24 protein-coding genes are annotated in these 24017 nt (G+C 64.1%); 13 read left to right on the forward strand and 11 right to left on the reverse strand.

Translation table 11 applies throughout. The features are described from left to right. Positions 1–67 precede the first annotated feature (67 nt). Positions 68–664 carry a hypothetical protein gene (locus ASG57_RS20770; RefSeq protein WP_024337306.1) on the forward strand — a complete coding sequence of 199 codons (597 nt, stop codon included), beginning with the start codon at positions 68–70 and terminating at the stop codon, positions 662–664. 146 nt (positions 665–810) lie between these two features. Here the strand turns inward: ASG57_RS20770 and ASG57_RS20775 are convergent, their stop codons facing one another. The 5 genes from ASG57_RS20775 to ASG57_RS20795 form a co-directional block, all read right to left on the reverse strand. Next, positions 811–1899 (reverse strand): TRAP transporter substrate-binding protein, encoded by a 1089-nt coding sequence (locus ASG57_RS20775; protein ID WP_024337307.1) that lies wholly within the window; start codon positions 1897–1899, stop codon positions 811–813. Positions 1900–2075: 176 nt separating this feature from the next. Continuing rightward, positions 2076–3389, reverse strand: coding sequence for an NAD(P)H-dependent oxidoreductase (locus tag ASG57_RS20780; RefSeq protein WP_057197265.1), 1314 nt, complete (start codon positions 3387–3389; stop codon positions 2076–2078). A gap of 161 nt (positions 3390–3550) precedes the next feature. Further along, the gene (locus ASG57_RS20785) at positions 3551–4351 is read right to left on the reverse strand and encodes a phytanoyl-CoA dioxygenase family protein (protein WP_024337308.1); all 801 of its coding nucleotides are present in this window, start codon (positions 4349–4351) and stop codon (positions 3551–3553) included. Positions 4352–4492: 141 nt separating this feature from the next. Next, positions 4493–5170 carry a GntR family transcriptional regulator gene (locus tag ASG57_RS20790; RefSeq protein ID WP_024337309.1) on the reverse strand — a complete coding sequence of 226 codons (678 nt, stop codon included), beginning with the start codon at positions 5168–5170 and terminating at the stop codon, positions 4493–4495. A 184-nt stretch (positions 5171–5354) separates the two neighbouring features. After that, positions 5355–6212, reverse strand: coding sequence for a sigma-70 family RNA polymerase sigma factor (locus ASG57_RS20795; protein ID WP_057197267.1), 858 nt, complete (start codon positions 6210–6212; stop codon positions 5355–5357). 99 nt (positions 6213–6311) lie between these two features. Here ASG57_RS20795 and ASG57_RS20800 point away from each other — a divergent pair, with 99 nt between their 5' ends. Next, entirely contained in the window at positions 6312–6767 is a 456-nt protein-coding gene (locus tag ASG57_RS20800; protein WP_024337311.1) for a carboxymuconolactone decarboxylase family protein, read from the forward strand. Between the two features lie 48 nt (positions 6768–6815). Here the strand turns inward: ASG57_RS20800 and ASG57_RS20805 are convergent, their stop codons facing one another. Together ASG57_RS20805 and ASG57_RS20810 are read right to left on the reverse strand one after the other, a co-directional pair. Beyond that, a complete protein-coding gene (locus ASG57_RS20805; protein ID WP_024337312.1) occupies positions 6816–7628 on the reverse strand; it encodes an alpha/beta fold hydrolase in 813 nt (270 codons plus the stop codon). 2 nt (positions 7629–7630) lie between these two features. Further along, positions 7631–8449: an alpha/beta fold hydrolase gene (locus tag ASG57_RS20810; protein WP_057197269.1), complete on the reverse strand. Its 819-nt coding sequence runs from the start codon at positions 8447–8449 to the stop codon at positions 7631–7633. Between the two features lie 132 nt (positions 8450–8581). Here ASG57_RS20810 and ASG57_RS20815 point away from each other — a divergent pair, with 132 nt between their 5' ends. Continuing rightward, on the forward strand, positions 8582–9124 hold the full coding sequence (locus ASG57_RS20815; RefSeq protein WP_057197271.1) for a methylated-DNA--[protein]-cysteine S-methyltransferase: 543 nt from the start codon (positions 8582–8584) through the stop codon (positions 9122–9124). A gap of 62 nt (positions 9125–9186) precedes the next feature. On the opposite strand, the gene ASG57_RS20820 is transcribed toward ASG57_RS20815, so the two are convergent. Both ASG57_RS20820 and ASG57_RS20825 read right to left on the reverse strand, forming a co-directional pair. Further along, positions 9187–10731: an acyl-CoA synthetase gene (locus ASG57_RS20820; protein ID WP_057197272.1), complete on the reverse strand. Its 1545-nt coding sequence runs from the start codon at positions 10729–10731 to the stop codon at positions 9187–9189. A 114-nt stretch (positions 10732–10845) separates the two neighbouring features. Continuing rightward, on the reverse strand, positions 10846–12018 hold the full coding sequence (locus ASG57_RS20825; RefSeq protein ID WP_024337316.1) for an acetyl-CoA C-acetyltransferase: 1173 nt from the start codon (positions 12016–12018) through the stop codon (positions 10846–10848). 233 nt (positions 12019–12251) lie between these two features. On the opposite strand from ASG57_RS20825, the gene ASG57_RS20830 reads away from it, so the two are divergent. From ASG57_RS20830 to ASG57_RS20865, 8 genes are all read left to right on the forward strand, one after another. Beyond that, complete coding sequence (locus tag ASG57_RS20830; protein ID WP_230646534.1) at positions 12252–12830, forward strand: TetR family transcriptional regulator; 579 nt, start codon at positions 12252–12254, stop codon at positions 12828–12830. A gap of 66 nt (positions 12831–12896) precedes the next feature. Then, complete coding sequence (locus ASG57_RS20835; RefSeq protein WP_024337318.1) at positions 12897–13655, forward strand: SDR family NAD(P)-dependent oxidoreductase; 759 nt, start codon at positions 12897–12899, stop codon at positions 13653–13655. Positions 13656–13845: 190 nt separating this feature from the next. Continuing rightward, entirely contained in the window at positions 13846–14652 is an 807-nt protein-coding gene (locus tag ASG57_RS20840) for an enoyl-CoA hydratase/isomerase family protein (protein ID WP_057197275.1), read from the forward strand. Between the two features lie 44 nt (positions 14653–14696). After that, a complete protein-coding gene (locus ASG57_RS20845) occupies positions 14697–16568 on the forward strand; it encodes an AMP-binding protein (protein WP_057197277.1) in 1872 nt (623 codons plus the stop codon). Positions 16569–16665: 97 nt separating this feature from the next. Continuing rightward, positions 16666–17793: an acyl-CoA dehydrogenase family protein gene (locus ASG57_RS20850; RefSeq protein ID WP_024337321.1), complete on the forward strand. Its 1128-nt coding sequence runs from the start codon at positions 16666–16668 to the stop codon at positions 17791–17793. Between the two features lie 118 nt (positions 17794–17911). Further along, the gene (locus ASG57_RS20855; RefSeq protein ID WP_024337322.1) at positions 17912–19159 is read left to right on the forward strand and encodes an acyl-CoA dehydrogenase; all 1248 of its coding nucleotides are present in this window, start codon (positions 17912–17914) and stop codon (positions 19157–19159) included. 9 nt (positions 19160–19168) lie between these two features. Beyond that, the gene (locus tag ASG57_RS20860; RefSeq protein WP_057197279.1) at positions 19169–20413 is read left to right on the forward strand and encodes an acyl-CoA dehydrogenase; all 1245 of its coding nucleotides are present in this window, start codon (positions 19169–19171) and stop codon (positions 20411–20413) included. Between the two features lie 109 nt (positions 20414–20522). Then, positions 20523–21236 (forward strand): nitroreductase, encoded by a 714-nt coding sequence (locus ASG57_RS20865; RefSeq protein WP_057197281.1) that lies wholly within the window; start codon positions 20523–20525, stop codon positions 21234–21236. 83 nt (positions 21237–21319) lie between these two features. Here the strand turns inward: ASG57_RS20865 and ASG57_RS20870 are convergent, their stop codons facing one another. Both ASG57_RS20870 and ASG57_RS20875 read right to left on the reverse strand, forming a co-directional pair. Next, the gene (locus tag ASG57_RS20870; RefSeq protein ID WP_018316216.1) at positions 21320–21868 is read right to left on the reverse strand and encodes a sigma-70 family RNA polymerase sigma factor; all 549 of its coding nucleotides are present in this window, start codon (positions 21866–21868) and stop codon (positions 21320–21322) included. Then, on the reverse strand, positions 21868–22101 hold the full coding sequence (locus ASG57_RS20875; protein WP_024337325.1) for a NepR family anti-sigma factor: 234 nt from the start codon (positions 22099–22101) through the stop codon (positions 21868–21870). Before ASG57_RS20875 ends, ASG57_RS20870 begins: the two co-directional genes overlap by 1 nt. 220 nt (positions 22102–22321) lie before the next feature. Between ASG57_RS20875 and ASG57_RS20880 the strand changes: the two genes are divergently transcribed. After that, the gene (locus ASG57_RS20880; protein WP_024337326.1) at positions 22322–23128 is read left to right on the forward strand and encodes a response regulator; all 807 of its coding nucleotides are present in this window, start codon (positions 22322–22324) and stop codon (positions 23126–23128) included. A 133-nt stretch (positions 23129–23261) separates the two neighbouring features. Further along, on the forward strand, positions 23262–23861 hold the full coding sequence (locus ASG57_RS20885) for a nuclear transport factor 2 family protein (protein WP_057197283.1): 600 nt from the start codon (positions 23262–23264) through the stop codon (positions 23859–23861). The last annotated feature ends 156 nt before the right edge of the window (positions 23862–24017 follow it).

The raw sequence follows: 24017 nt of genomic DNA on the forward strand, positions 1-24017 counted from the left end.
ACGTCCGGGCTGACAGTCGGAATCCCATGCCGCGACTCGCGCCAAACAAAGATCCGAGGAGTCTTCCATGCCAGTATTGCTTCGTCCCGTCCTCACTGCTTTCGGCCTTGCGTGCCTCTTGTCCGCAGCATCGCTTCAACTATCCGGTGCCGCATTCGCGCAGGCCAAGCAGCAGCCCGCGCCGGGACAGCAAGCTGCGCCCGCAGAGCAACGAGCTCCCGCGCTGAAGCAGATCGCACTCACAGACAAGCAGCTCGACGGCGTGCTCGCCGCGCAAAAGGACATGGACGCGATCACGGAGAAACTTCCGGAGAATACGGCGCCCGATCAGAAAGTCATGGCGCAGCTCGAGGACGTCGCGAAGAAGCACGGCTTTGCCAGCTTTGACGACTACAACAACGTGGTGGACAACATCGGTCTCGTCATCGGAGGCTTCGATCCCGCGACCAAGAAGTATGTTGGCCCGGAAGCGGTGATCAAGACGCAGATCGCGCAGGTCAAAGCCGACAAGAAGATGCCGGCCAAGGACAAGAAGGAAGCCCTCGACGAGCTCAACCAGGCCCTAAAGACGGCGCCGCTCCAGGTCGAGAATAAGGGCAATATCGATCTTGTCGCCAAGTACTACGACAGACTGATTGCCGCGTTGGGGGACGAGCAGAACTGAGCACGGCTGAAGAGGCGTTCGCCTTCGTCGGAGCGTGCGCCGGGGATTGCTTGGCCATGCAAGCGGGGCTGCAAGCCGCGCCAAGAAAAAGCCCCGGAAGCGTCTCCGGGGCTTTCGTCGTTTTTGCCACCTGTTGCGCGACGCGGCTACGTCCTCGTCCGCATCCGCATCATGAAGGTGTCGAAGCTGAGCTCGGCCACCTGCATCCAGGCGAGCGACTCGCTGCGAAACGCGGTCAGGCTCGCATACATCTTGCCGAAATGCGGGTTGCTCTTGGCGAGATCAGCGTAGATCTCGTTGGCCGCGCTGTAGCAGGCTTCGAGCACCTCCTGCGGGAATGGCTTGAGGATCGCGCCGGAAGACAGCAGCCGCTTCAGGGCGGGCGGGTTGACCGAATCGTACTTGCCCGTCACCCAGGTGAATGTGTCCAGCGACGCCGCGCTGATGGCAGCCTGATAGTGCTTCGGCAGCGCATTCCACTTGTCCAGGTTCATGATGTTATGGCCCTGGCCGGTGCCTTCCCACCAGCCCGGATAGTAATAGTACTTCGCCACCTTGACGAAGCCGAGCTTCTCGTCGTCATACGGCCCGACCCACTCGGCTGCGTCGATCGTTCCCTTCTCCAGCGCCGGATAGATGTCGCCGGCTGCGATCTGCTGCGGCACGCCGCCGAGCTTCGAGATGATGGTGCCGGCGAAACCGCCGACGCGAAACTTGAGGCCCTTGAGATCATCGACGGTCTTGATCTCCTTGCGGAACCAGCCGCCCATCTGAGCGCCGGTCGAGCCCGTCGGCACGCCGATGGCCTTGTGCTCCTTCAGGAGATCGTTGAGCATCTCCTGTCCGCCATTCCACAACAGCCAGGAGATGTGCTGGCGGGTGTTGAGTCCGAACGGCAGCGATGTACCGAAGGTGAATGCCGGGTTCTTGCCCCAATAATAATACAGGGCAGTGTTGCCCATCTCGACCGTGCCATTCGACACGGCGTCGAGAACCTGCAGGCCCGGAACGATTTCGCCGGCGGCGAAGGGTTGGATCAGAAAGCGGTTGTCAGTGATCTCGGCGACGCGCTTGCAGAAATATTCGCAACCGCCATACAACGTATCCAGCGATTTTGGCCAGCTCGCCGCAAGCCGCCATTTCACCTCGGGCATCGATTGCGCGACAGCCGGCGCAGCGATTGCGCTCGCGGCAAGGCCCAGTCCGCCCGCCTTCAGAAACTTACGACGTTCCATGCGTTTCCCTCCTGTGATGTCGTGTCCTCGACGAGGGATCGCGGTCTTGCGCCGCTTTATCTTCGCCGGTGGCCGACGTTTCCTAATGTCCGAAGTTCAATATCCCGGATCGTCGCCAGCATGACCAAAGGGGAACCGCAAAGCAAGCGCGCTTTGGTTGCGCGATGCCAAGCCGGTCAATGTTGCGCTGCGAAGGCGGCTTCCATGGCCTTGCGCGTCTTCACCGTTTCGTCGCCCGCGTCGAACTCGACATCGCTCCAACGCAGCACCGCGCCGTGGCCGACGGCGCGTTTCAGCCTCACGCGATGCGCGAGGCCGATCGGCAGCGCGCCGGCCTTCAGGCTGGCTGCCGCCGGCACAAGCTTGCCCCAGACCGTGTAGCCCCCTTCGCCGTCCAGCATCTCGCCCGCCCGCAGCTCGCGCTTCGCCACCGCTGCGACATCGCCGCGAAAGCCGCCGGGCTGCCCGGTCGGCTCGCCCCGCAGCGCGGCCGACAGCACCGAGATGTTCAGCTCGAGGCCGATCAGATGATAGGGCTTGTACATCGCCGCATAGCGGCCGCTCCCATCGGTCTTGAGGCCATATTGTCTGAAGCAATCGGCTGCATAATCGTTCGGCGCCTCCAGCACCACGTAGACGCCCCATCGGAGATCGCGAAACACCGGCCGGCCGTCGCGCTCGAGTGAGGAAACCACCTCCACCAGTCCCGGCCGCTCCAGCACGCCGCCCCGCGAACGCGGCCGCAGGATGTGCGGCAGGTCGTCGACGCCGCAGGGCGGAAACATCAGGCCGTCCGTGGGCACATCGAGGTCGCAGGCGTTGGCGATCGCGGCCATCTCGATCGCCGATTTGGTGCCGTCGAGGAAGGAGTTGAACATCTGCGGGTTCATGCCTGCCGACTGTGCCTCGCCCGCCGTCAGGCCGTAATGCTGCCAGACGCCGTCGGGCGTCACGTCGTGATAGGCCGGCAGATATTTTGTCCCCTTGCCGGCCGCGACCACGCGAAAGCCGGTGGCGCGTGCCCAATCCACCATCTCTGCCGTCAGGGCCGGCTGATCGCCATAGGCAAGCGAATAGACCACGCCCGCCTCGCGCGCTTCATCCGCGAGCAAAGGGCCCGCCAGCACGTCGGCCTCGACATTGACCATCACGATATGCTTGCCCGCCGCAATCGCGGCGCGCGCATGCCTGATGCCGGCGGCGGGATTGCCGGTCGCTTCCACCACCACGTCGATCGCGTCGCCGGCGATCGCGCGCACACCGTCATCGGTGAAGGCGGTCGCGGCGATGCGCTCTGGCTCCCAGCCGACGGTGCGGCACGCCTCGCGCGCACGGTCGCGGTCGATGTCGACGATGACAGCGACCTCCAGTCCCGGCGTGTGAGGCACCTGTGCCAGAAACATCGAGCCGAACTTGCCGGCGCCAATCAACGCAACGCGGACCGGCTTGCCGGCGGCGGCACGGGCCTGCAGGAGGCGGAAGAGGTTCATGGAGAAGAATCCGTGAGCGTTAAGGCTGCTAGGCGACGCGAACTATCAACGTTCGTCATCCCGGGGGCGCGCGAAGCGCGAGTCCGGAATCCATTTTTCCACAATCTCTGTCGCCCGATGGATTCCGGGCCCGACACTCCGCGTCGCTCCGGGATGACAGCTTACTCCGCCGCTTGTCGCGGCGCACGTGCGAGCCGCAGCAGCGCGTCGTCCGCCACCGTCTTTATCGGCGTAAAGTCGCGATGCGCAATGTAGTCCGGCCGCGTGGGGTTACGGATGTGGTTCGAGACGGCATTCAGCGTCAGATAAACGATCTTGCGCGGATAAGGCGTGATGTTGCCGCTGGACCCGTGCACGAGATTGCCGTGGAACATCAGCATGCCGCCGGGCTTGCCCGTAGGCGCGACGATCCCGCCCTGCTTGACGAGGCGCGTCACCGTATCCTCGTCAAGCGTCCACAGCGGATAGGACGTGGTGGCGAGGTCGTGCGAGGCTTCGAGATCACCGGCGTTCTGGCTGCGAGGCACCAGCATCAGCGGGCCGTTGATCGGCATCACCTCGTCGAGGAAGATCGCAATATTCATCGCCCGCGGCTCCGGCATGCCGTCGTCGCGCTTCCAGGTGCCGTAATCCTGATGCCACTGCCAGACATCGCCGGTGAAGGCCGATTTGGCGTTGATCTTGAACTGATGCATGTAGACAGGCTCGCCGAACACCTGTTCGACCGGCTCGATCATGCGCGGATGGGCGCCGAGGATGCCGAACGCTTCGTTGTAGAGATGCGCAGCAAAGGCCGTGCGTGGCGCGCCGCTCTTCTCACGCCAGACCTCCGGCCGGTTGGCGTCGTAGATGCCGACCGCCTCGCGCGCGAGCAGGTCGACCTCCTCCTGGCTGAACAATTCGGGCAGGAACAGCCAGCCCTCGCGATGGAAGAACTCCAATTGCTCCTGAGACAGTTTCATGGGTCGTCCTCCTGTAGCTTGTTTGTTGGTCTTTTCTCGTCGTGCCCGGGCTTGTCCCGGGCACCCAAGTTCTTCGAGCGTCGGGCAAAGGCGGGGATAGCCGGGTCAAGCCCGGCCATGACGGGCCGCAGCCGCGAACGGCTACGCCGCCGCCTCGTCCGCCGCCCGCAACCGCACCTCAGTCATCCGTCCCGCCGTCTGCGCATGGGCCAGCGCGGCGCGTTCGGCTCCATCCGCGTCACCCGCGAGAATGCGTCCGGCGATATCGGCATGCTCCGCCCAGGCGCTGCCGCGATAGTCGAGCTCCGACAGCACCGTCGCCATCGAGCGCCGCATATGCGGCCATTGCGGCGCGATGGTCTCCTCGATCACGGGATTTCCGGCCAGTTGGTAGATCGCGCGATGAAAATCGACGTCGAGGCCGATCAGATCGGCCAGCGTGGTGTCGCCGTCGATGCTGCGTCCTGCGGCGAGCGCCCCGTTCAGCCGCGCGCGCCCCGCAGCGTCGGTGCCCGCGCGCTCCGCGGCAAGCCGGGCCGCGAGAGCATCGATGGCACCGCGCACCTCGTAGAGCTGGCGGATGCGTGAGGGGTCGAGCTGGGTGACTTCGAAGCCGCGCTTGCCGCTCTCGGCCACGAGACCCTGCCGGTGCAACAGATGCAGCGCATGCGATACCGGCTGGCGCGAGACGCCGAGCCTGTCGGCGAGTTCGTTCTGCCTGATGCGCTGGCCGGGGCGCAGCGTGCGGTCGGAGATCGCCTCCAGGATCCGGGCGTAGACCTGGTCGATCAGATTCGGGAGCGGGTCGAGAGGGATCACGCCGGCAGCTCCGATAAAACCAAAAAGGAATACGGAATTCCGTATTCGAAGCTACGTCTCGTAAGCACGGACGTCAAGCGGTATCTCAGGGTGGCCGATAACCTCTCATCAGGTCCGCTAAGCCTCTGATTTTGCGGGGCTCGCTACTGTGCATGGGGTTGTTTCCGCGATATTGCGGGCGGCCTCAGCCCTCCAGCACCTCCACATGCAGCGCGGCGATTCGCTCCAGATCGGCCAGCGCCTCGATCCCAGCAATGCGGTCGCCCTTGAATGCCACGCGCAGCGCGACGCGCAGCTGTCCCCCAAGGATGACGGCAACACCGATCTCACCATCGACCAGCGCCGTCCGCGCGGCCTGGGCGCGACCTTTATAGAGCTGCGCCACCCGTTCGGCGCCGCGGACTTCTGCCAGCGTGCCGAGCCGCACCGCGGCCTGATCGGCGCGGAAGACGACATCCGGATCGAGCACGGCCAAAAGCCCTTCGAAATCGCCCTCACGCGATGCCTTGAGGAAGGCATCGAGGATACCGCGCCGCCGTGACAGGTCGGTCTCGGGCACCGGCGCCCCCTGCGCGCGCCGCCGTGCCCGGCTCGCGAGCTGCCGCGACGCCTCGACCGAGCGGCCGACGATCGGCGCGATCTCCTCGAAGGGCACGGCGAACATGTCGTGCAGCACGAAGGCGAGCCGCTCCGCGGGCTGCAGCGTTTCCAGGACGACGAGCAGCGCCGCGCCGACGGAATCAGCCATCTCCGCCTCGCGCTCCCGCGTCTCGTCTACCGGTTCCGGCACATGCGGACCCATCGGGCTCTCGCGGCGCGATTTGCGCGCGCGCAGCATGTCGAGGCAGATGCGCGCGACCACGGTGGTCAGCCAGCCGCGCAGGTTCGCGACGTCGGACATGTCGTAGCGGCTGACCCGCAGCCAAGCCTCCTGCACGGCATCGTCGACCTCGGCGCGCGAGCCTAGCATGCGGTAGGCGACCGCGCGCAAATGGTCCCGGCTGGCCTCGAACTGTTCAGCGAGAAAAATCTGTTCGGTCATCGGTCACATTCCCTCGTCGCGATCCGTCATGCCCATGACGAAGCCAGTCCGGCCGATGTGACCGGAAACTTCGAGATTTGTGAGATGGAGACCAAAGCGATGCACGCCCGCATGAAACACCCTGTCATGGTCCTGCCCGAGGCCATGAATCTTCTTCAGTCCCTTGGCGGTCTGACCAAGCAGGGCCTGCCGGAAAAGCTTCTGGAACTGGTGCACCTGCGCGCCAGCCAGATCAATGGTTGCAGCGTCTGCGTCGACATGCATCCCAAGACCGCCCGCAAGCTGGGCGAAACCGACGAGCGCTTGTTTGCCGTGTCTGCCTGGCGCGAGGCGCCCTATTTCACCAACCCCGAGCGCGCCGCGCTGGCCCTGACCGAGGCGGTCACACGCCTCGCCGACCGCGAGGACCCGGTGCCGGACGCGATCTGGGACGAGGCCGCGAAGCATTTCGATGAACGCGAACTCGCGACGCTGATTCTCTCGATTGCGACCATCAATGTCTGGAACCGGCTGAACGCGACCATCAAGATGCCGGTCGGCGTGTGGAAGGTATGAGGTCTCACTTCTCCTCTCCCTGCATGCGGGGAGAGGAGAAAGGATCTCCTATTCCGCCAAGAACCTGCTCACCACCTCAGCGAACCCCAGCGGGTCCTGCTCGAACATCCAATGCCCGGCGTTCGGAATCACGGCCGTCTTGGCACCTGCGATGTGCGTGGCCAGCACGCGCCACAACACCGACAGGCTGCCGGTGGTGGCACCGCCGCCGATCAGCAACGTTTGCGTCCTGATCGCCTGCGCATCGCCGAGCGTGTAGGGCCGGCGCTGCTCGTTGACCTGGCCGAGGAAGGTCAGCGCGTTGTCACGCAGTTGCTGCTTCGCGGCGGCCGGCACACGCCGCCAGGAGCCATCGCCTTCGATGCCTTCATAGAAATTCTGAAGCGCACCCTCGACATCGCCGCCGCGGATCATTTCGACCGAGCGCACGGTGCGTGCAGCAAGTGAGGGGTGCGCGGGCGTGCCTTCCGGGGGCGGCAGGCTGGCATCGAGATCGCCGCCGGGCTCGGCCAGCACGAGCTTGCGCAGCAAATCCGGGCGCGTCTGCGCGACGCGGAAAGCGATGTGGCCGCCGCGCGAATGGCCCATCAGATCGACGGGGGCGGGCCGCACCTGCTCGATGAAGGCGATCGTATCAGCGACATGCTGGGCCATCTTGTAGTCGTCGCCGACGGCGTCCCAATGCTCCGGAAAGAAGTGCCGCAGGCTGACCGAGATCACGAGATGGTTCTTCGATAGCGGCCCAAGCACCGGATACCAGGTGCGGAAATCACTGAGCGTGCCGTGCACGCAAACCAGCGGCGGGCCGCTTCCCACTTCGAGATAGGCCATGTCGTAACCGTTGACACGAAAGCTCTGCATGTTCAGCTCGCCAGGAAGTCCAGCACGACGTCGGAATATTTCTGCGGCGCCTGCTCGAACATCGGATGCGTCGCGTTCGGGATGATCGCCGTCTTCGAATAGGGCACATGCGCCGCGAGCGCGTGCAGCACCTTCGGCAGCAGCCCCTTGGTCCTCGCGCCCAGGATGAACAGGGTCGGCATCTTGATCGACACCGCATCCGCCTTCGAGAACGGCGGGCGGTTGTCGCGGATCTGGCCGATCAGCGTCATGGCGTTGTCCCGCAGATTCTGCTTCACCATTGCCGGCAGCCGCGGCCAAGTGCCGGCACCCTCCAGCGTGTCGACGAAGACGGCAAGCCCGCCGTCGATATCGCCGGACGCGATCTTCTCCGCCGAGGCGGTGAAGCGGGCCAGCAGCGGCGAGGGACCGCCCACGTAATCCGGATCGAGGCTCGCATCCAGCTCGCCGCCGGGCTCGGCCAGGATCAGCCGCCGCAGCAGATCCGGCCGCTGCTGCGCCACGCGGAAGGAGATATGCCCGCCTCTTGAATGGCCCATCAGGTCGACCGGGCCGAGGTCGAGCTTTTCGATGAAAGCGATGACGTCTTGGACATGCTGGGCAATCGAATAGGTGTCTCCGACGCCGTCCCAATGGTCGGGGAAGAAGTGCCGCAAGCTGACCGCGAGCACCCGGTGTCGCTGCGTCAATGGCCCGAGAACACAGCCCCAGACGCGGAAGTCGTTGAGCGAGCCGTGCACGCACACCAGAGGCGGCCGGCCTCGGTCTTCGCCCACGTCGAGATAGAACATGTCGTAACCGTTGACGTGGACGCTCTGCATTGTGGGGCCCGCGAGGGAATAGGAACTCCTGTGCACGATCCCCGGAAACCGGGTGGATCGCAACTATTTCCAAGCCTAGATTTCGCTGGAGATGAAAGAGGGGGCCTGCACGAGAAGCAAGCCAGGACAGCCATGACCGACCACCATTTTGCCCTGTTCGACACCCGCATTGGCCTCTGCGCCATCGCTTGGGGCCCGCGCGGCATCAACGGCACGCAACTGCCGATGGGCGGCGAAGAGAAGATCCGCACCAGAATCCACCAGCGCCATGCCGAGGCGACCGAAACCGAGCCGACGGTCGAGGTGCAACAGGCCATCGACCGCATCGTCAAGCTGCTCGCGGGCGAGCCGGATGATCTCACCGATATCCTGCTCGATCTCGACGGCGTCCCCGAGTTCAACCGCGGCGTCTATGACATCGCCCGCGCGATACCGCCCGGCAAGACCGTCACCTATGGCGACATCGCCAAGCAGCTTGGCGGCGTTCAGCTGTCGCGCGACGTCGGCCAGGCGCTCGGCCGCAACCCGTGCCCGATCGTCGTGCCATGCCATCGCGTGCTGGCGGCCGGCAACAAGCCCGGCGGCTTCTCGGCGAACGGCGGCGTGGTGACCAAGCTGAAGATGCTCGAGATCGAAGGCGCACTAGTGAACCACACGCCGAGCCTGTTCGACTGAGGTGGTCTGCACCAGCGCCGTAGGGGGATTTGCCGAAGGCGTAATCCCCCCTACCAACCCTTCTAGATCTTCGCGGCCGTCTTCGGCCAATATTTGTCGCGCAGATGCCGCTTCACCAGCTTGCCCGTCGGCGTCCGCGGCAGCTCGGCTTCGAAATCGATCGAGCGCGGGCACTTGATAGCTGAGAGGCGGGTCTTGCAATAGGCGATCAGGTCGGCCTCGAGCTCCTTGCCCGCGCGGCTCAGGTCGTGCGGTTGCACCACCGCTTTCACCTCCTCTCCCATCTCCTCGTTCGGCGCGCCGAACACGGCGACGTCGGCGACGTCGGGGTGCGTGATCAGCACGTCCTCGGTCTCCTGCGGATAGATGTTCACGCCGCCCGAGATGATCATGTAGGACTTGCGATCGGTGAGATAGAGGAAGCCGTCCTTGTCGAGATAGCCGACATCGCCGAGCGTCGACCAGCCCTTGGCATTGTAGGCCTTTTTCGTCTTCTCGGGATCGTTGTGATAGGTGAACGCGGGCGCGTCGGCGAAATAGACTGTGCCGATTTCGCCGACCGGCTGCTCCTCGTCGTTTTCGTCCAGAATCTTGATCTTGCCGACTACGGCGCGGCCGACGCTGCCGCGATGCTCCAGCCATTGCTGCGAGTTGCAAACGGTTACGCCATTGCCTTCCGAGCCTGCATAATATTCGATCAGGATCGGTCCCCACCATTCGATCATCTTGGCCTTGACCTCGATGGGGCAGGGCGCGGCGGCGTGGATCGCGCCCTTCAGCGTGGAGACGTCGTACTTGGTGCGCACCTCATCCGGCAGCTTCAGCATGCGCACGAACATTGTCGGCACCAGCTGGGACTGCGTTACCTTGTATTTCTCGACCAGCCTCAGGAATTCTTCGGCATCGAAGTGCTCCATGATGATGGAGGTGCCGCCCAGCACGATTGCCATCATGTTGAAGCGCAAGGGGGCGGCGTGATAGAGCGGCGCCGGCGAGAGGTAAGTGCTGTCGGCATTCATGCCGCACATGTCGGCGCAGAGCACGCGCAGGAAGGCATTCGGTACGTCGATCCTGTTGCCCTCGAACGCCTTCTTGATGCCCTTGGGCCGGCCGGTGGTGCCGGATGAGTACAGCATATCGTAGCCGGCGACCTCGTCGGCGATGGGCGTGATCGGCTGCGCAGCCGCTTCCTTGTCGTAGGAGCGGAACCCCGGCAGCGGCTCGTCCATCATGTAGAAGATCGGCTCACCGGGAGTACCCCTGATCAGGCCCTTGATCTGATCGGCGCATTTCGGTGTGGTGATCACGAGCTTGGCGCCGCAATCCTTGATGATGTAGTCGATCTCGTCCTGCTTCAGATAGCGGCTGATCGCCGTGTAGTAGAGCCCGCTGCGCTGTGCCGCCCAGCAGATCTCCATGAAGGCGAGCCGGTTCTCCATCAATAGCGCGATGTGGTCACCGGCCTTGAGGCCGAGCGAGCGGAACAGATGCGCGCCCTGGTTCGAGAGCTCGTCGAGCTCGCGATAGGTGATCGCTTTGCCGGTCCCGGCCATCTGGTAGGCGATCTTGCTTGGCGTGGTCTTTGCGTAGACGGACGGATGGGTCATGGCGTTTCCTCAAAACGCGAATGGCGAGTAGTGAGGGGCGAACAGGGAAGGGCAAACCGCTCTTCGCCTACTCACCCTTCGCTACTCGCCACTCACGACTCGCTTTTGCTTTTTTTAGAGCCGCTCGACGATCGTCACGTTGGCCATACCGCCGCCTTCGCACATGGTCTGCAGGCCATAGCGCTTGCCGCGCTGATGCAGGGCATGGACCAGCGTGGTCATCAGCTTGGTGCCTGAGCCACCGAGGGGGTGGCCGAGTGCGATGGCGCCGCCGTTGACGTTAAGGCGCTCCGGATCTGCGCCGGTGGTCTTCAGCCACGCGGTCGGCACCGACGCGAAGGCTTCGTTGACCTCGAACAGGTCGATGTCGCCGATCTTCATGCCGGCCTTCTCCAGCGCGCGCTTGGTCGCGTGCAGCGGAGCGTCGAGCATGATCACGGGATCGCCGCCCGTCATCGTCATGTGATGGATGCGGGCGAGCGGCTTGACGCCGAGTTGCTTGAGACCACGTTCGTTCACCACCATCACGCCAGAGGCGCCGTCGCAGATCTGGCTGGCGCTGGCCGCGCTGAGCTTGCCATTCTCGGCGATCAGCTTGACGCCCTTGATGCCGTCGAGGCTGACGTCGAAGCGGATGCCTTCATCGATATGGTGGGTGTCCTTGCTGCCATCGGCGCGCGTGATCTCGAGCGGCACGATTTCCTTCTTGAAGTGGCCGGCCTGGGTCGCTGCGATCGCGCGCTGATGGCTGTTGTAGGAGTATTCGTCGAGCTCATCCTTGGAGAGGCCGTACTTCTCGGCCATCATCTCCGCGCCGGTGAACTGGCTGAACACGATGTTCGGATACTTCTTCTCGATGCCCGGGCTCTTGTAATTGCCGAAGCCGTTCTTGGCCGGCAGCTGCGAGGACAGCCCCATCGGAACCCGCGTCATCGATTCCACGCCGGCGGCGATCACAACGTCCATCGCGCCCGACATCACGGCTTGCGCTGCGAAGTGCAGCGCCTGCTGTGAGGAGCCGCACTGGCGGTCGATCGATGTGCCGGGCACGCTTTCCGGCAGCTTCGAGGCCATCACGGCGTTACGCGCAACGTTGTTGGACTGCTCGCCGACCTGCATCACGCAGCCCATGATCACGTCCTCGACCAGGGCGGGATCGACCTTGGTCCGATCGACCAGCTCGTCCAGCACTTTCGCGGCGAGATCAGCCGGATGCCAGCCGGCGAGGCGGCCCCCCTTGCGCCCGCCCGCAGTGCGCGCAGCGGCGACGATGTATGCCTCGGCCATGTCGGTCTCTCCCTGAATTCTTGATGAGGTTGGTTGTCGGGACGGATTTAAGGGACGCCAGGACGTTTAGTCAATCGATCAATTAACTCTTGTGATGAGGCGCCGCTTGGGCTTATCTGCGCCGCGCCTCCAGCGGCCAAACAGGGATTTCAGTGGCTACCAGCGTACCGAACAGGCTCCCCGCAGGGAAAAATTCCACGGCAGAGAAATTGCTGGTGGCCGCGAGCGAGCTGATGATCGAACGCTCTTCGATCGAGATCTCCCTGTCCGATATCGCGCAGAAGTCGGGCGCCAACGCCGCGCTGGTCAAGTATCACTTCGGCAACAAGGACGGTCTCCTTCTGGCGCTGCTCGCGCGGGATGCTGCGACCGAGATGTCGAACCTCGAATTTCTCCTGGCGCAACCGATCACGTCGACGGCGAAGCTGAAGCTGCACATCGCCGGCATCATCCGCGCCTATCACCGGTTTCCCTACATGAACCGGCTGATCCACTATCTGCTGCACGAGACCAGCGCGAGCTCTGCCGATGAAGTCTCGAAATTCTTCGTGGCGCCGTTGCTGGACTTCCACCGCCGCCTGCTGGCCGAGGGCGTCAGTCGAGGCGAATTCCGCCAGACCGATCCTGTGTTGTTCTACACCAGCCTGATCGGGGCCTGCGATCATCTGTTCTTCGGCCGGCATGCGATGTCCCGCGCGACCGGTGTCGGCCCGGTCACCGACGAAGTCTGCCGACAGTACATCAAGCATATGGAAACGCTGATCTGTGGCGGCATCCTCACGCAAGCCGAGGAAGCTGCCGCGGCCGGATAATCGGCCGAGCTCTTAAGAGTCTAGAGAAGAAACGCCCAAGGAAAAGGTAGAGGAAAGGTACAAGCGATGCAGTTGAAGGACGTAGCCGTTCTCATCACCGGTGGTGGTTCGGGCCTGGGTGCCGCGACCGCCCGCGCCATGGCCGCGAAAGGTGCCAAGATCGGCGTGATCGACCAGAGCAAGGAAAACGCCGAGAAGGTCGCCGCCGAGGTGAAGGGCGTTGCCCTCCACGCCGACGTCACCAGCGAGGAGCAGATCAAGGCGGCGATTGCGAAGGCGGAAGCCGCGCACGGCGTCGCGCGCGTGCTGATGAACTGCGCCGGCATCGGCGGCTCGCAGCGTATCGTCGGCCGTGACGGCGTCTACCCGCTCGAGAAGTTCGCGCGCATCATCAACGTCAATCTGATCGGCACCTTCAACTGCTTGCGGCTGTTCGCCGAGCGTCTCGTCACTGCGGAGCCCATCGGCGAGGAGCGCGGCGTCATCATCAACACCGCTTCAGTCGCCGCTTATGAAGGTCAGATCGGCCAGATCGCCTATTCGGCTTCGAAGGGGGGCGTTGTCGGCCTGACGCTGCCGGCCGCACGCGATCTCGCCAGCCAGAAGATCCGTGTCAACACCATCGCGCCCGGCCTGTTCTTCACGCCGCTGCTGATGGGATTGAACGAAGAGGCTCGCAAGAGCCTGGGTGCGCAGGTGCCGCATCCCTCGCGTCTCGGCGATGCCAACGAATACGGCATGCTCGCCGTGCACATTGTCGAGAACCCGATGCTGAACGGTGAGACCATCCGCCTCGACGGCGCGATCCGTATGGCGCCGCGGTAGGCGGCTCTCTCCTTACCCCTGCCCGGAGGGGAAGGGTCGGCGCGACGCGCCGGGGTGGGGTGATCTCTCCACTCGGGCATTGTTCGGTGCAGAGAGACCATCACCCCACCCGCTCGCGCTGCGCGTGATCGACCCTCCCCCTCCAGGGGGAGGGTGGCAATCCGGCTCATGACCAATGTGCGAGGCCCCCATGTCCCAACCGCTGCTGATCGAGCATGACGACGGCGTCGACCGGGTGACGCTCAATCGTCCCGAGAGTCTCAATGCGCTCGATCATGCGCTGATCGATGCGCTCAACGACTATTTCCAGGGCCTGCAGCGCAATCGCGACACGCGTGTCGTCGTGCTAAAGGGCGCCGGCAAAAACTTCTGCGCCGGTCTCGATCTCAAGGCGGCGATGGCGCGCCGCGCCGGGCAGCAGGAACCGCCTGGTGTGACGGAGTCGCTGGACTCACAAAGGCGTATCGCCGATATCGTGATGCTGATGCGGCGCTGCCCGCAGCCAATCATCTCGCTGGTGCAGGGCGCGGCAGCCGGCGGCGGGTTTGCACTGGCGCTCGCCTCAGACATCCGTATCGCGACGAAATCGGCGCGGATGAACTGCGCCTTCATCAAGCTCGGCCTCGGCGGCTGCGACATCGGCACCAGCTACTTTCTGCCGCGGCTCGTCGGCGTCTCCGTCGCATCGGAGCTGATACTGACGGGACGCTTCATCGGTGCCGAGCGCGCGATGGCGGTCGGTCTCGTCTCGGAGGTCGTGGACGAGGACAAGCTCGATGCGGCGGCCGAGCCCTACGTCGAGGCGATGATGATGGCGTCGCCCGTGGGCCTGCGCCTGTCCAAGGAATGTCTCAACATGAGTGTCGATGCCGGATCGCTGGAAGCGGCGATCGCGATGGAGGACCGCAACCAGGTCCTGTGCAGCCGCTCGGAAGAGTTTTCGGAAGGAATCAGGGCCTTCCTTGAGAAGCGAAAGCCTGTCTATATCAAGCGCTGAACGACGAAGATCCGTAAAGGACGAGTAATTCCGGGAGACGCAAAATGAGTGGAAGCGCGGCGGCGGTGATGACGAAGCCCGCCTTTCGCAAGGTCGAATGGCTCAAGCGCGACATCGATGTCGAGCGCCGCGCCGACGGCACGGTGGTGCTGAAGTCGCGCATTCCTCTTCAGGTCTACGAGGAGCATATTCCGGCGTCGCTAGCGAAATGGGCGCGGGAAACGCCTGAGCGCATCTGGCTGGCGCAGCGCGGCGGTCCAAACCGAGAATGGCGCAAGGTGTCTTACGGCGATGCCAAGCGCATCGTCGATGCGCTGACGCAAGCGCTGCTGGACCTCAAGCTCGAGGGACGGCCCGTCACGATCCTCTCCGGCAACTCCATCGAGCATGCGCTGATGACGCAGGCGGCGATGCAGGCGCGTTCGCCCGCGGCTCCGGTGTCGCCGGCCTATTCCCTGATGAGCCACGATCACCTCAAGCTGAAGTACCTGTTCGACCTGATCAAGCCAGCCGTGGTAATGGTCCAGGACGGCCCGACCTTCGAGAAGGCGCTGAAGGCCCTCGACCTCAGCGGCGTCACCGTCGTTCATGTCGCGCGGCCCTGCGATGGCATCAAGAGCGTCAGCTTTGCCGAGCTTGCCGCGACGCCTGTCACCGCCGATGTCGAGGCCTCGATTGCGCAGATCACGCCGCGGACCGTCGGCAAGCTGCTGTTCACGTCGGGCTCCACGGGCATGCCCAAGGCGGTCATCAACACGCAGGAGATGATGTGCGCCAACGCGGCAATGATGATGCAGGTGCGGCCGCGCGATCCCAGCGGCCCGATCCCGACCATGCTGGACTGGATGCCGTGGAATCACACTATGGGCGGCAACGCGGCTTTCCACCCGATCCTGGTCGATGGCGGCACGCTCTATATCGATGATGGCCGGCCGATGCCGGGTCAGTTCGAGGAAACGCTGCGCAACCTCCGTGAGATCTCGCCGACCTATTACGCCAACGTGCCCGCCGGCTACGCCGCGCTTGCGGCGGCGATGGAGAAGGACGACGCGCTCTGTCGCTCTTTCTTCAAGAACCTGTCGATCATGGCCTATGGCGGCGCGCGGCTGCCGGATGATCTCTACGATCGGATGCAGGCGCTGGCGGTGAAGACCACCGGCGAGCGCATCGTGTTCTACACCGGCTGGGGTTCGACCGAGACCGCGCCGACCTCGACCGGCACCTATTGGGACACCGAGCGCGTCGGCCTGATCGGCCTGCCGTTTCCGGGCGTCGAGTTGAAGATGGTGCCGTGCGGCTCGAAATACGAGCTGCGCCTGCGCGGCGTCAACGTCACGCCCGGCTATTTCGGCCAGCCGGAGCTGACCAAGAAGATGTTCGACGACGAAGGCTTCTACTGCATCGGTGACGCCGGGATCTTCGTCGACGATTCCGATCCGGTGCAGGGCATCATCTTCGCCGGCCGTGTCGTGGAAGACTTCAAGCTCACCACCGGCACGTTCGTGCATGTCGGCTCGCTCCGCACCGACGCGATCGCGGCTGCGTCTCCTGTCGTGCACGACGCGCTGGTCGCAGGCCAGGATCGTGCCTTTATCGGCCTGCTGGCCTGGCCGAACCTGCATGCCTGCCGGCAGCTCGTCGGCAACGCCGATATGAGCTTTGCGGAGGCGGTGCAGCATCCTGAGGTGATCGCCTGCTTCCGCCGTGGGCTGGAAGCGCACAACAGAGAATGCGAAGGCGCCAGCAGCCGCATCATCGCGCGCGCGATGCTGATGGTCGAGCCGCCCTCGATCGACGGCAATGAGCTCACCGACAAGGGGTACATCAACCAGCGCGCCGGCTTGGAGCGCCGCGCTGCGCTGGTGGAGCGGCTCTACGCGGATCAGCCGGATCAGGATGTGATTGTGCTGAAATGAGTGCGCAACTCCCTCCACGTCATTCCGGGCTCGCGCTCCGCGAGCCCCGCAATGACGGCACCGATGAATGACAAGGAATAGACAAGGATAGCCCGCCATGAACTTCGATTTCTCCGACGACCAGAAGCAGCTCCGCGACCAGGCACGCAAGTTCCTCACCGAGAAGTGTTCGTCCAAGGCGGTGCGTGTCGTGCTCGACGGCAAGGCGCCGTATGACAAGGAGCTGTGGAAAGGCCTCGCCGAGATGGGTTTCCTTGGCGTCGCAATTCCGGAAGAGTTCGGCGGCGCGGGCGCCGGCCATCTCGAGCTCTGCGTGATTGCGGAGGAAATGGGACGGGCCAACGCGCCGGTGCCGTTCTCCTCGACCGTGTATCTCGCCGCCGAGGCGCTGCTGATCGCCGGCAGCGACGCGCAGAAGAAGAAATGGTTGCCCGCCATTGCTTCCGGCGAAGCGATCGGCACTCTGGCGCTGTTCGAGGGCAAGGGCAATCCGTCGCCGAAGAACGTCAAGCTCACGGCTGCGAACGGCGTGCTCAACGGCGTCAAGAGGCCGGTCGCCGATGGTGCTGTCGCCGATTTCGCGGTGGTTGCCGCGCGCACGGCATCGAGCGGGCGTGACAACGACATCTCGTTGTTCCTGATTGACCTCAAGGCCGGCGGGGTCGAAGTGAAGAGCCTCACCAATCTCGATCCGACCCGCGGGCAGGCCGAGATGACCTTCAAGGACTGCAAGGCGGAGCCGCTCGGCGCGGTCGGCGAAGGCTGGAGCATCCTCACCCAGGTGCTCGACCGTGCTGCGGTGCTGTGCGCGTTCGAGCAGGTCGGCGGTGCTGATCGCGCGCTGGAGATGGGACGGGACTACGCGCTCGACCGCATCGCCTTTGGCCGGCAGATCGGCTCGTTTCAGGCGGTCAAGCACATGCTCGCCGACATGTATGTCTCGGCGACGCTGGCACGCTCCAACAGCTATTACGGTGCCTGGGCGCTCTCGACCAATGCGGCCGAGCTGCCGGAAGCCGCAGCCGCTGCGCGCATCAGCGCGACGCAGGCGTTCCAGCATTGCGCCAAGAACAACATCCAGGTTCACGGCGGCATGGGTTTCACCTGGGAGTTCGACTGCCACATGTACTATCGCCGCGCCAATGCGATGGCGCTTGGGCTGGGTAGCTTGTCCTACTGGGAGGATCAGCTGATCGACCGCATGCGGAAGAAGAACGCGGCGTAATGTCATTCCGGGGCGGCGCGATGGCGTCGGACCCGGATCTCGAGACGAGTCGGTAACCTCCGGATTTCGGGTTCGATGCTCCGCATCGCCCTGGAATGACGGAAGAGAGAAGAAAACCATGAACTTCGACGACACTCCGCAGGAAGCCGAATTCCGCGCCACCGCCCGCGCGTGGATCGCCGCGAATGCGCCCAAGCAATATGAGGAGGAGCTGCGCAAATCCTCGCTCGGCCGCACGCAACTGAAGAGCGCCAACATTCTGGAGGTCGCAAAGGCCTGGCAGAAGAAGAAGGCCGATGCAGGTTGGGCGTGTCTGCACTGGCCGAAGGAATATGGCGGCCGTGGCTCGTCGCCCATCGAGCGCGTGATCTGGCAGCAGGAGGAGGGCCCGTTCGGCAAGCTCTCGCAGATGTTCATCATCGGCCACGGCATGTGCGGGCCGACCATGATGGCGTTCGCGCGGGAGGAGCATAAGCGCACCTATCTGCCGCCGCTCGCGTCCGGCGAGAAGGTCTGGTGCCAGCTCTTCTCCGAGCCTGCCGGCGGCTCGGACGTTGCCGGCCTGCGCACGCGTGCCGAGAAGGACGGCGACGACTGGGTCATCAATGGCCAGAAGATCTGGACCTCAGGCGCGCATTATTCCGACTACGGCATCCTGTTGACGCGCACAGATCCGACCGTGCCCAAGCACAAGGGTCTCACCATGTTCTTCCTCGACATGAAGAGTCCGGGCGTGGAGGTCAGGCCGATCAAGCAGGCGAGTGGCGCCTCCGACTTCAACGAGGTCTACTTCACCAATGTCCGCATTCCCGATCACCAGCGACTCGGCGAGGTCGGTGACGGCTGGAACGTTTCGCTGACCACGCTGATGAACGAGCGCATGTCGATCGGCGCCGGTGTTGCGACCGGCTTTCCGGAGCTGTTCGAGTACTGCTCGAGCCTGATGCTCGATGACGGCCCGGCGATCGAGGATCGCGCGGTGCGCTCGAAATTGGCGAACTGGGCGGTGAAGGCGAGCGGCCTGCGCTATACCAGCATGCGCGCGATCTCGGCGCTGTCGAAGGGCGAGCGCCCGGGACCTGAAAATTCGATCGGCAAGCTGGTGGCGGGCTCGATGATCCAGGATGTGGCGACATACGCATTGGATTTGCAGGGCGCGGCGGGCGTTGTCAGCGGCCCCGAAGACGCCGAAGTGGCCGGCCGTTTCCAGGCCATGCTGCTGCGCGCGCCAGGCACCCGCGTCGAAGGCGGTACCGACGAGATCATGCGCAACATCATCGCCGAGCGGGTACTGGGCTTGCCCGGCGATATCCGGGTCGACAAGGACGTGCCGTTCAACAAGATCCCGACGAAGGGAAGAGGGTAGAGGTCCGCCATGAATTTCGATGACACCCCGCAGGAAGCCGCATTCCGCGAGACCGCGCGCAAATGGATCGAGGCCAATGCGCCGAAGGAGCTCCATGCCGAGCTGTCGAAATCCTCGCTCGGCCGCATCCGCCTGGCCAATCACGACATCGTCGATGTCGGCAAGGCCTGGCAGAAGAAGAAGTTCGAGGGCAATTGGGCCTGTCTGCACTGGCCCAGGGAGTATGGCGGCCGGGGTGCGACGCCGATCGAGAAGGTGATCTGGCAGCAGGAGGAGGGCGTCTACGGCAAGCTGACGCAACCATTTCAGATCGGCGAGGGCATGTGCGGGCCGACCGTGATGGCGTTCGGCAGCGAGGACGCCAAGCGGCGGTACTTGCCCAAGCTCGCCTCTGGTGAGGAGATCTGGTGCCAGCTGTTCTCCGAACCGTCCGCCGGCTCCGACGTCGCGGGTCTGCGCACCCGCGCGGAGAAGAAGGGCGACAACTGGATCGTCAACGGCCAGAAGATCTGGACCTCGGGTGCGCATTATTCCGACTATGGCCTTTTGATCGCGCGCACCGATCCGAACGTGCCCAAGCACAAGGGCCTCACCATGTTCTTCCTGGACATGAAGAGCCCCGGCGTCGAGGTGCGACCGATCAAGCAGGCCAACGGCATGCAGGAGTTCAACGAGGTCTACTTCACAGATGTCGTGATCCCTGACAGCCAGCGGCTCGGCGCCGTCGGCGAGGGCTGGAACGTCTCGCTGACCACGCTGATGAACGAGCGCATGTCGATCGGCGCGCGGCTCGCGACCGGTGTCCCCGAGATGTTCGAGTTCTGCTCCAACCTGATGCTCGAGGACGGGCTTGCCATCGACGATCCCGCCGTGCGCTCCAAACTCGCGACCTGGGCGGCGAAGTCGAATGGGCTTAAATACACCAGCTACCGCACGATCTCGGCGCTGTCGAAGGGCGAGCGGCCCGGCCCGGAGAATTCGATCGGCAAGCTGGTCTCCGGCATGATGCTCCAGGACATCGCGACCTATGCCATGGACCTCCAGGGCGCGGCCGGTGTTCTCACCGGCAATGACGAGGAGACTGTGCAGGGCCAGTTCCAGCAGATGCTGCTGTCCGCGCCCTCGATGCGCATCGCCGGCGGCACGGACGAGATCCTGCGCAACATCATCGCCGAGCGCGTGCTGGGCCTGCCCGGCGACATCCGCGTCGACAAGGACGTGCCGTACAACAAGATCCCGACCAAAGGGCGGTGATCTCTCTTTTGTCCCGGATGCGGTGCGGCGCGAAGTGCTGCTCCGCTGAGCGGGGATGCAGGAGTCACAATGGGCCTCGGCTCGGCGGGGCACGAAAGCGAGACTAGTCATGGACGCCAAAGGGCCCAACGCCAACTACTCCACCGAAGACCGCATCGGCGTGCTCGAAGAGCTTCTCAATGAGCGCTACTCCGTCCGCGCGTTCCTTGCCAAGGAAGTCGATCGCGCGATCATCGAGCATGTGCTGACCACCGCGCAGCGCACCGCGTCATGGTGCAACAGCCAGCCCTGGCAGGTCGTCATCGCCAGCGGCGAGGCCAAGGAGCGCTTTCGCAAGGCGATCTACGCGGAGGCCTCCAAGGGGCTCGGTGATGACTACGACTTCACCCCGCCGCGCGAATATGTCGGGATATATCTGGAGCGTCGCCGTGAGAGCGGCTTCCAGCTCTACAACACGCTCGGCATCGCCCGCGGCGACAAGATGGCTTATGCCAAGCAGGCGCTGGAGAACTACAATTTCTTCGGCGCGCCGCATGTCGCCGTCATCCACACCAACGAGCCGCTCGGCATCTACGGTGCGATCGATTGCGGCGCCTATGTCAGCAATTTCATGCTGGCCGCGCAGGCGCTCGGGCTCGGCACGATACCGCAGGCCGCGCTCGCGCGGCATTCCGGGTTGATCCGCCGCCACTTCAATCTGTCCGACGATCGCCGCGTCGTCTGCGGCATTTCGTTCGGCTATGCGGACAATGCGCACAAGGTCAACAGTTATCGCACCTCGCGGGCGAGCTTGGGCGAGACCGTAACGTTCGTGGATGTGTGAACGCCTGCCCTGAGCTCGACGCCGTCGGTGTAGACGTGCCAAAGACGGCCGTCGATACGGCCGTCTTTCAGCATTTCCGGCTCTTAGCCGCCGCTGCCGCCGATCACGGCGCGCACCGTCTCGTCGGGCCCGAAATCCTCGGCGCCGTCGACATAGAGCAGCGCGGCGAGCTTCGAACGGGCTCGGTTGACGCGGCTCTTGATGGTGCCGACCGCGCAGCCGCAGATCGAGGCTGCGTCCTCATAGGAGAAGCCGGACGCGCCGACCAGGATCAAGGCTTCCCGCTGATCTTGCGGAAGCTTATCGAGCGCGGTGCGAAACTCCTCGAATTCGAGGTGCGCATTCTGCGAAGGCTGCGTCTTCAGAGTCTTCGCATAGTTGCCTTCGGCATCCTCGACCTCGCGCCGCCGCTTGCGATAATCGGAGCGGAACAGGTTGCGCAGGATCGTAAACAGCCAGGCCGGCAGGTTTGAGCCGGGCTGGAACGAGTCGATGTTGGCGAGGGCACGCAGCAGCGTCTCCTGGACGAGGTCGTCCGCGCGGTCCGCATTGCCGCTGAGCGAGATGGCGAAGGCGCGCAGGCTGGGCACGGCCGCCAAGATGTCGTTGCGCAGGGAGTCCGTGAGAGGCATTAATCCCTCCCATTGTTGTTGTCGTTGGATCCACCCTCATTTTCCACGTGGGGAGTCGCTCCTGGCGCATCAAGCTTCTTGATCAGTTCTGCGAACCGATCGGGAACCCCTTGCCGCACGACATCATCGTACATGGCCCGCAACTGGTGCCCGATCCGGGATTGAATCTCCGGAGTGAGGCCTCCCTTGCCGGGGGTCGTGCTTCTGCTGGCTTGAGACTTGAGATCTTTCATGACCTGTTCCACGTTTCCCCGAGTTAAGTTACTGTGAAATCGAGAAGTTTTCTCAACCGGGAGCCGTTCCCTGGATAGGCACAATTCCAGCTGCGCTAAAAAGTTCCCAGTTCGTCGGAACTTTTCTCGGCCAGAGGCGTAGTCAGCCCAGCAGGGGAACCTGGGCCCCCCGCGTGACGCGTCGTCGTGTAAGGTTGGCCCGAAGACGAATGGAGTGGGGATGTCCCGTTCACAGCTTGTTGCTGAACACTTGCCGTTGTTGCGCCGGTACGCGCGCGCCCTGACGGGCAGCCAGGCCTCCGGTGACGCCTATGTCGCAGCCATGTTGGAGGCCATGCTGGGAGACCCGTCGGTGCTCGATGAGAGCCATGGGCCCAGGGCTGGCCTGTTCCGGCTGTTCACGCAGATCTGGAATTCGGTCTCCGTCAACGACGATGCCGAGGTGACGACCCTGCCGATGCCGCCGGAGCGGCGGCTGTCGAACATCACGCCGTTGCCGCGCCAGGCCTTTCTGCTGCTTTCGCTCGAGGGCTTTTCGGAAGAGGAAGTTGCCTTCATTCTCGGGACCGACGTCGCTGAGACGCGGCGGCTCGCGGATGCTGCAGGACGGGAGATGGCCGCCGAAATCGCGACCGATGTCCTCATCATCGAGGACGAGACCTTCATCGCCATGGACCTCGAGAGCCTGGTGAAGAATCTCGGCCACAACGTCGTCGGCGTCGCCCGCACCCATGCCGATGCGGTGGCCCTCGCCAAGAACAAGCGGCCCGGCCTGATCCTCGCCGACATCCAGCTCGCAGATGGCTCGTCGGGCCTCGATGCCGTCAACGAGCTGCTGCGCACCTTCGAGGTGCCGGTGGTCTTCATCACGGCCTATCCGGAGCGCTTCCTCACCGGCGAGCGGCCCGAGCCGGCATTTCTGATCTCAAAACCGTTCCAGCCCGCGATGGTGTCGGCGGTCGCGAGCCAGGCCCTGTTCTTCCAGCGCAACTCGCGCAACCGCACGCCGAAAGCGCCGGCGGCATAAGGCGCCATTTCGCGAAACGATCTGATCCGGCGTGCTGCAAGGCACGCCGGATTTTTCATGCCGCCGCTCGCGCTTGACGCGGATCGACTTCGCCGCTCATACCTCATGCCTTGATCCCCGTCGGAGATTTGCCATGGACCAGCGGCTCCTTGATCGTCTCACCATCCGCGACCTCGTCGAAAACTGGGCGGTGTGGCGCGACGCTGGCGACTGGGAGCGCTTCGCCACCGTCTGGCATGAGGAAGGCTGGATGTCCGCTACCTGGTTTCAGGGGCCGGCGCGGGATTTCATGCGTGTCAGCCAGGAGGGATTTGCCAAAGGCGTGCGCATCCTGCATTTCCTCGGCGGCACCAGCATCGATCTTGCGGGTGCGCGAGCCATCGCGCAGACCAAGATGACGATCTCGCAGCGCGCACTCGTCCACGACGTGCTCTGCGACGTCGTCTGCACCGGGCGCTTCTATGATTTCCTGGAGAAGCGGCAGGGTCGATGGGGCATCGTCCGGCGCCAGCCAATCTACGAGAAGGATCGGATGGATCCGGTCGATCCCGCCGCGACGCTGCGCCTTGATCAGCAGGCGCTCGCCGTGCTGCCCGAAGGCTACCGTCACCTCGCCTATATGCAGGAGCTGATCGGCTATAAGGTCAAGCGCGACATGCCGGGCCTCACCGGTCCCGAAGTCGAGAAGCTCTATGACGAAGGACGGGCGTGGCTGGCGCGGCCGGCGGAATGACACCAGACAAAAGTAAGGCGCGACTGGCATCACCACAGTCGCGCCCTACGTCGCCGGCCTATGGGGCAGGGGGGAATAGCCGGCTGCTGAGACGACTCCTGGTCGCGAAAGTCGTTCCCCCAAGCGCGAAATATTTTGCGTGCCTGCGGCCTTTTT

Source organism: Bradyrhizobium sp. Leaf396, assembly GCF_001424605.1.
Taxonomy (GTDB): Bacteria; Pseudomonadota; Alphaproteobacteria; order Rhizobiales; family Xanthobacteraceae; genus Bradyrhizobium; species Bradyrhizobium japonicum_C.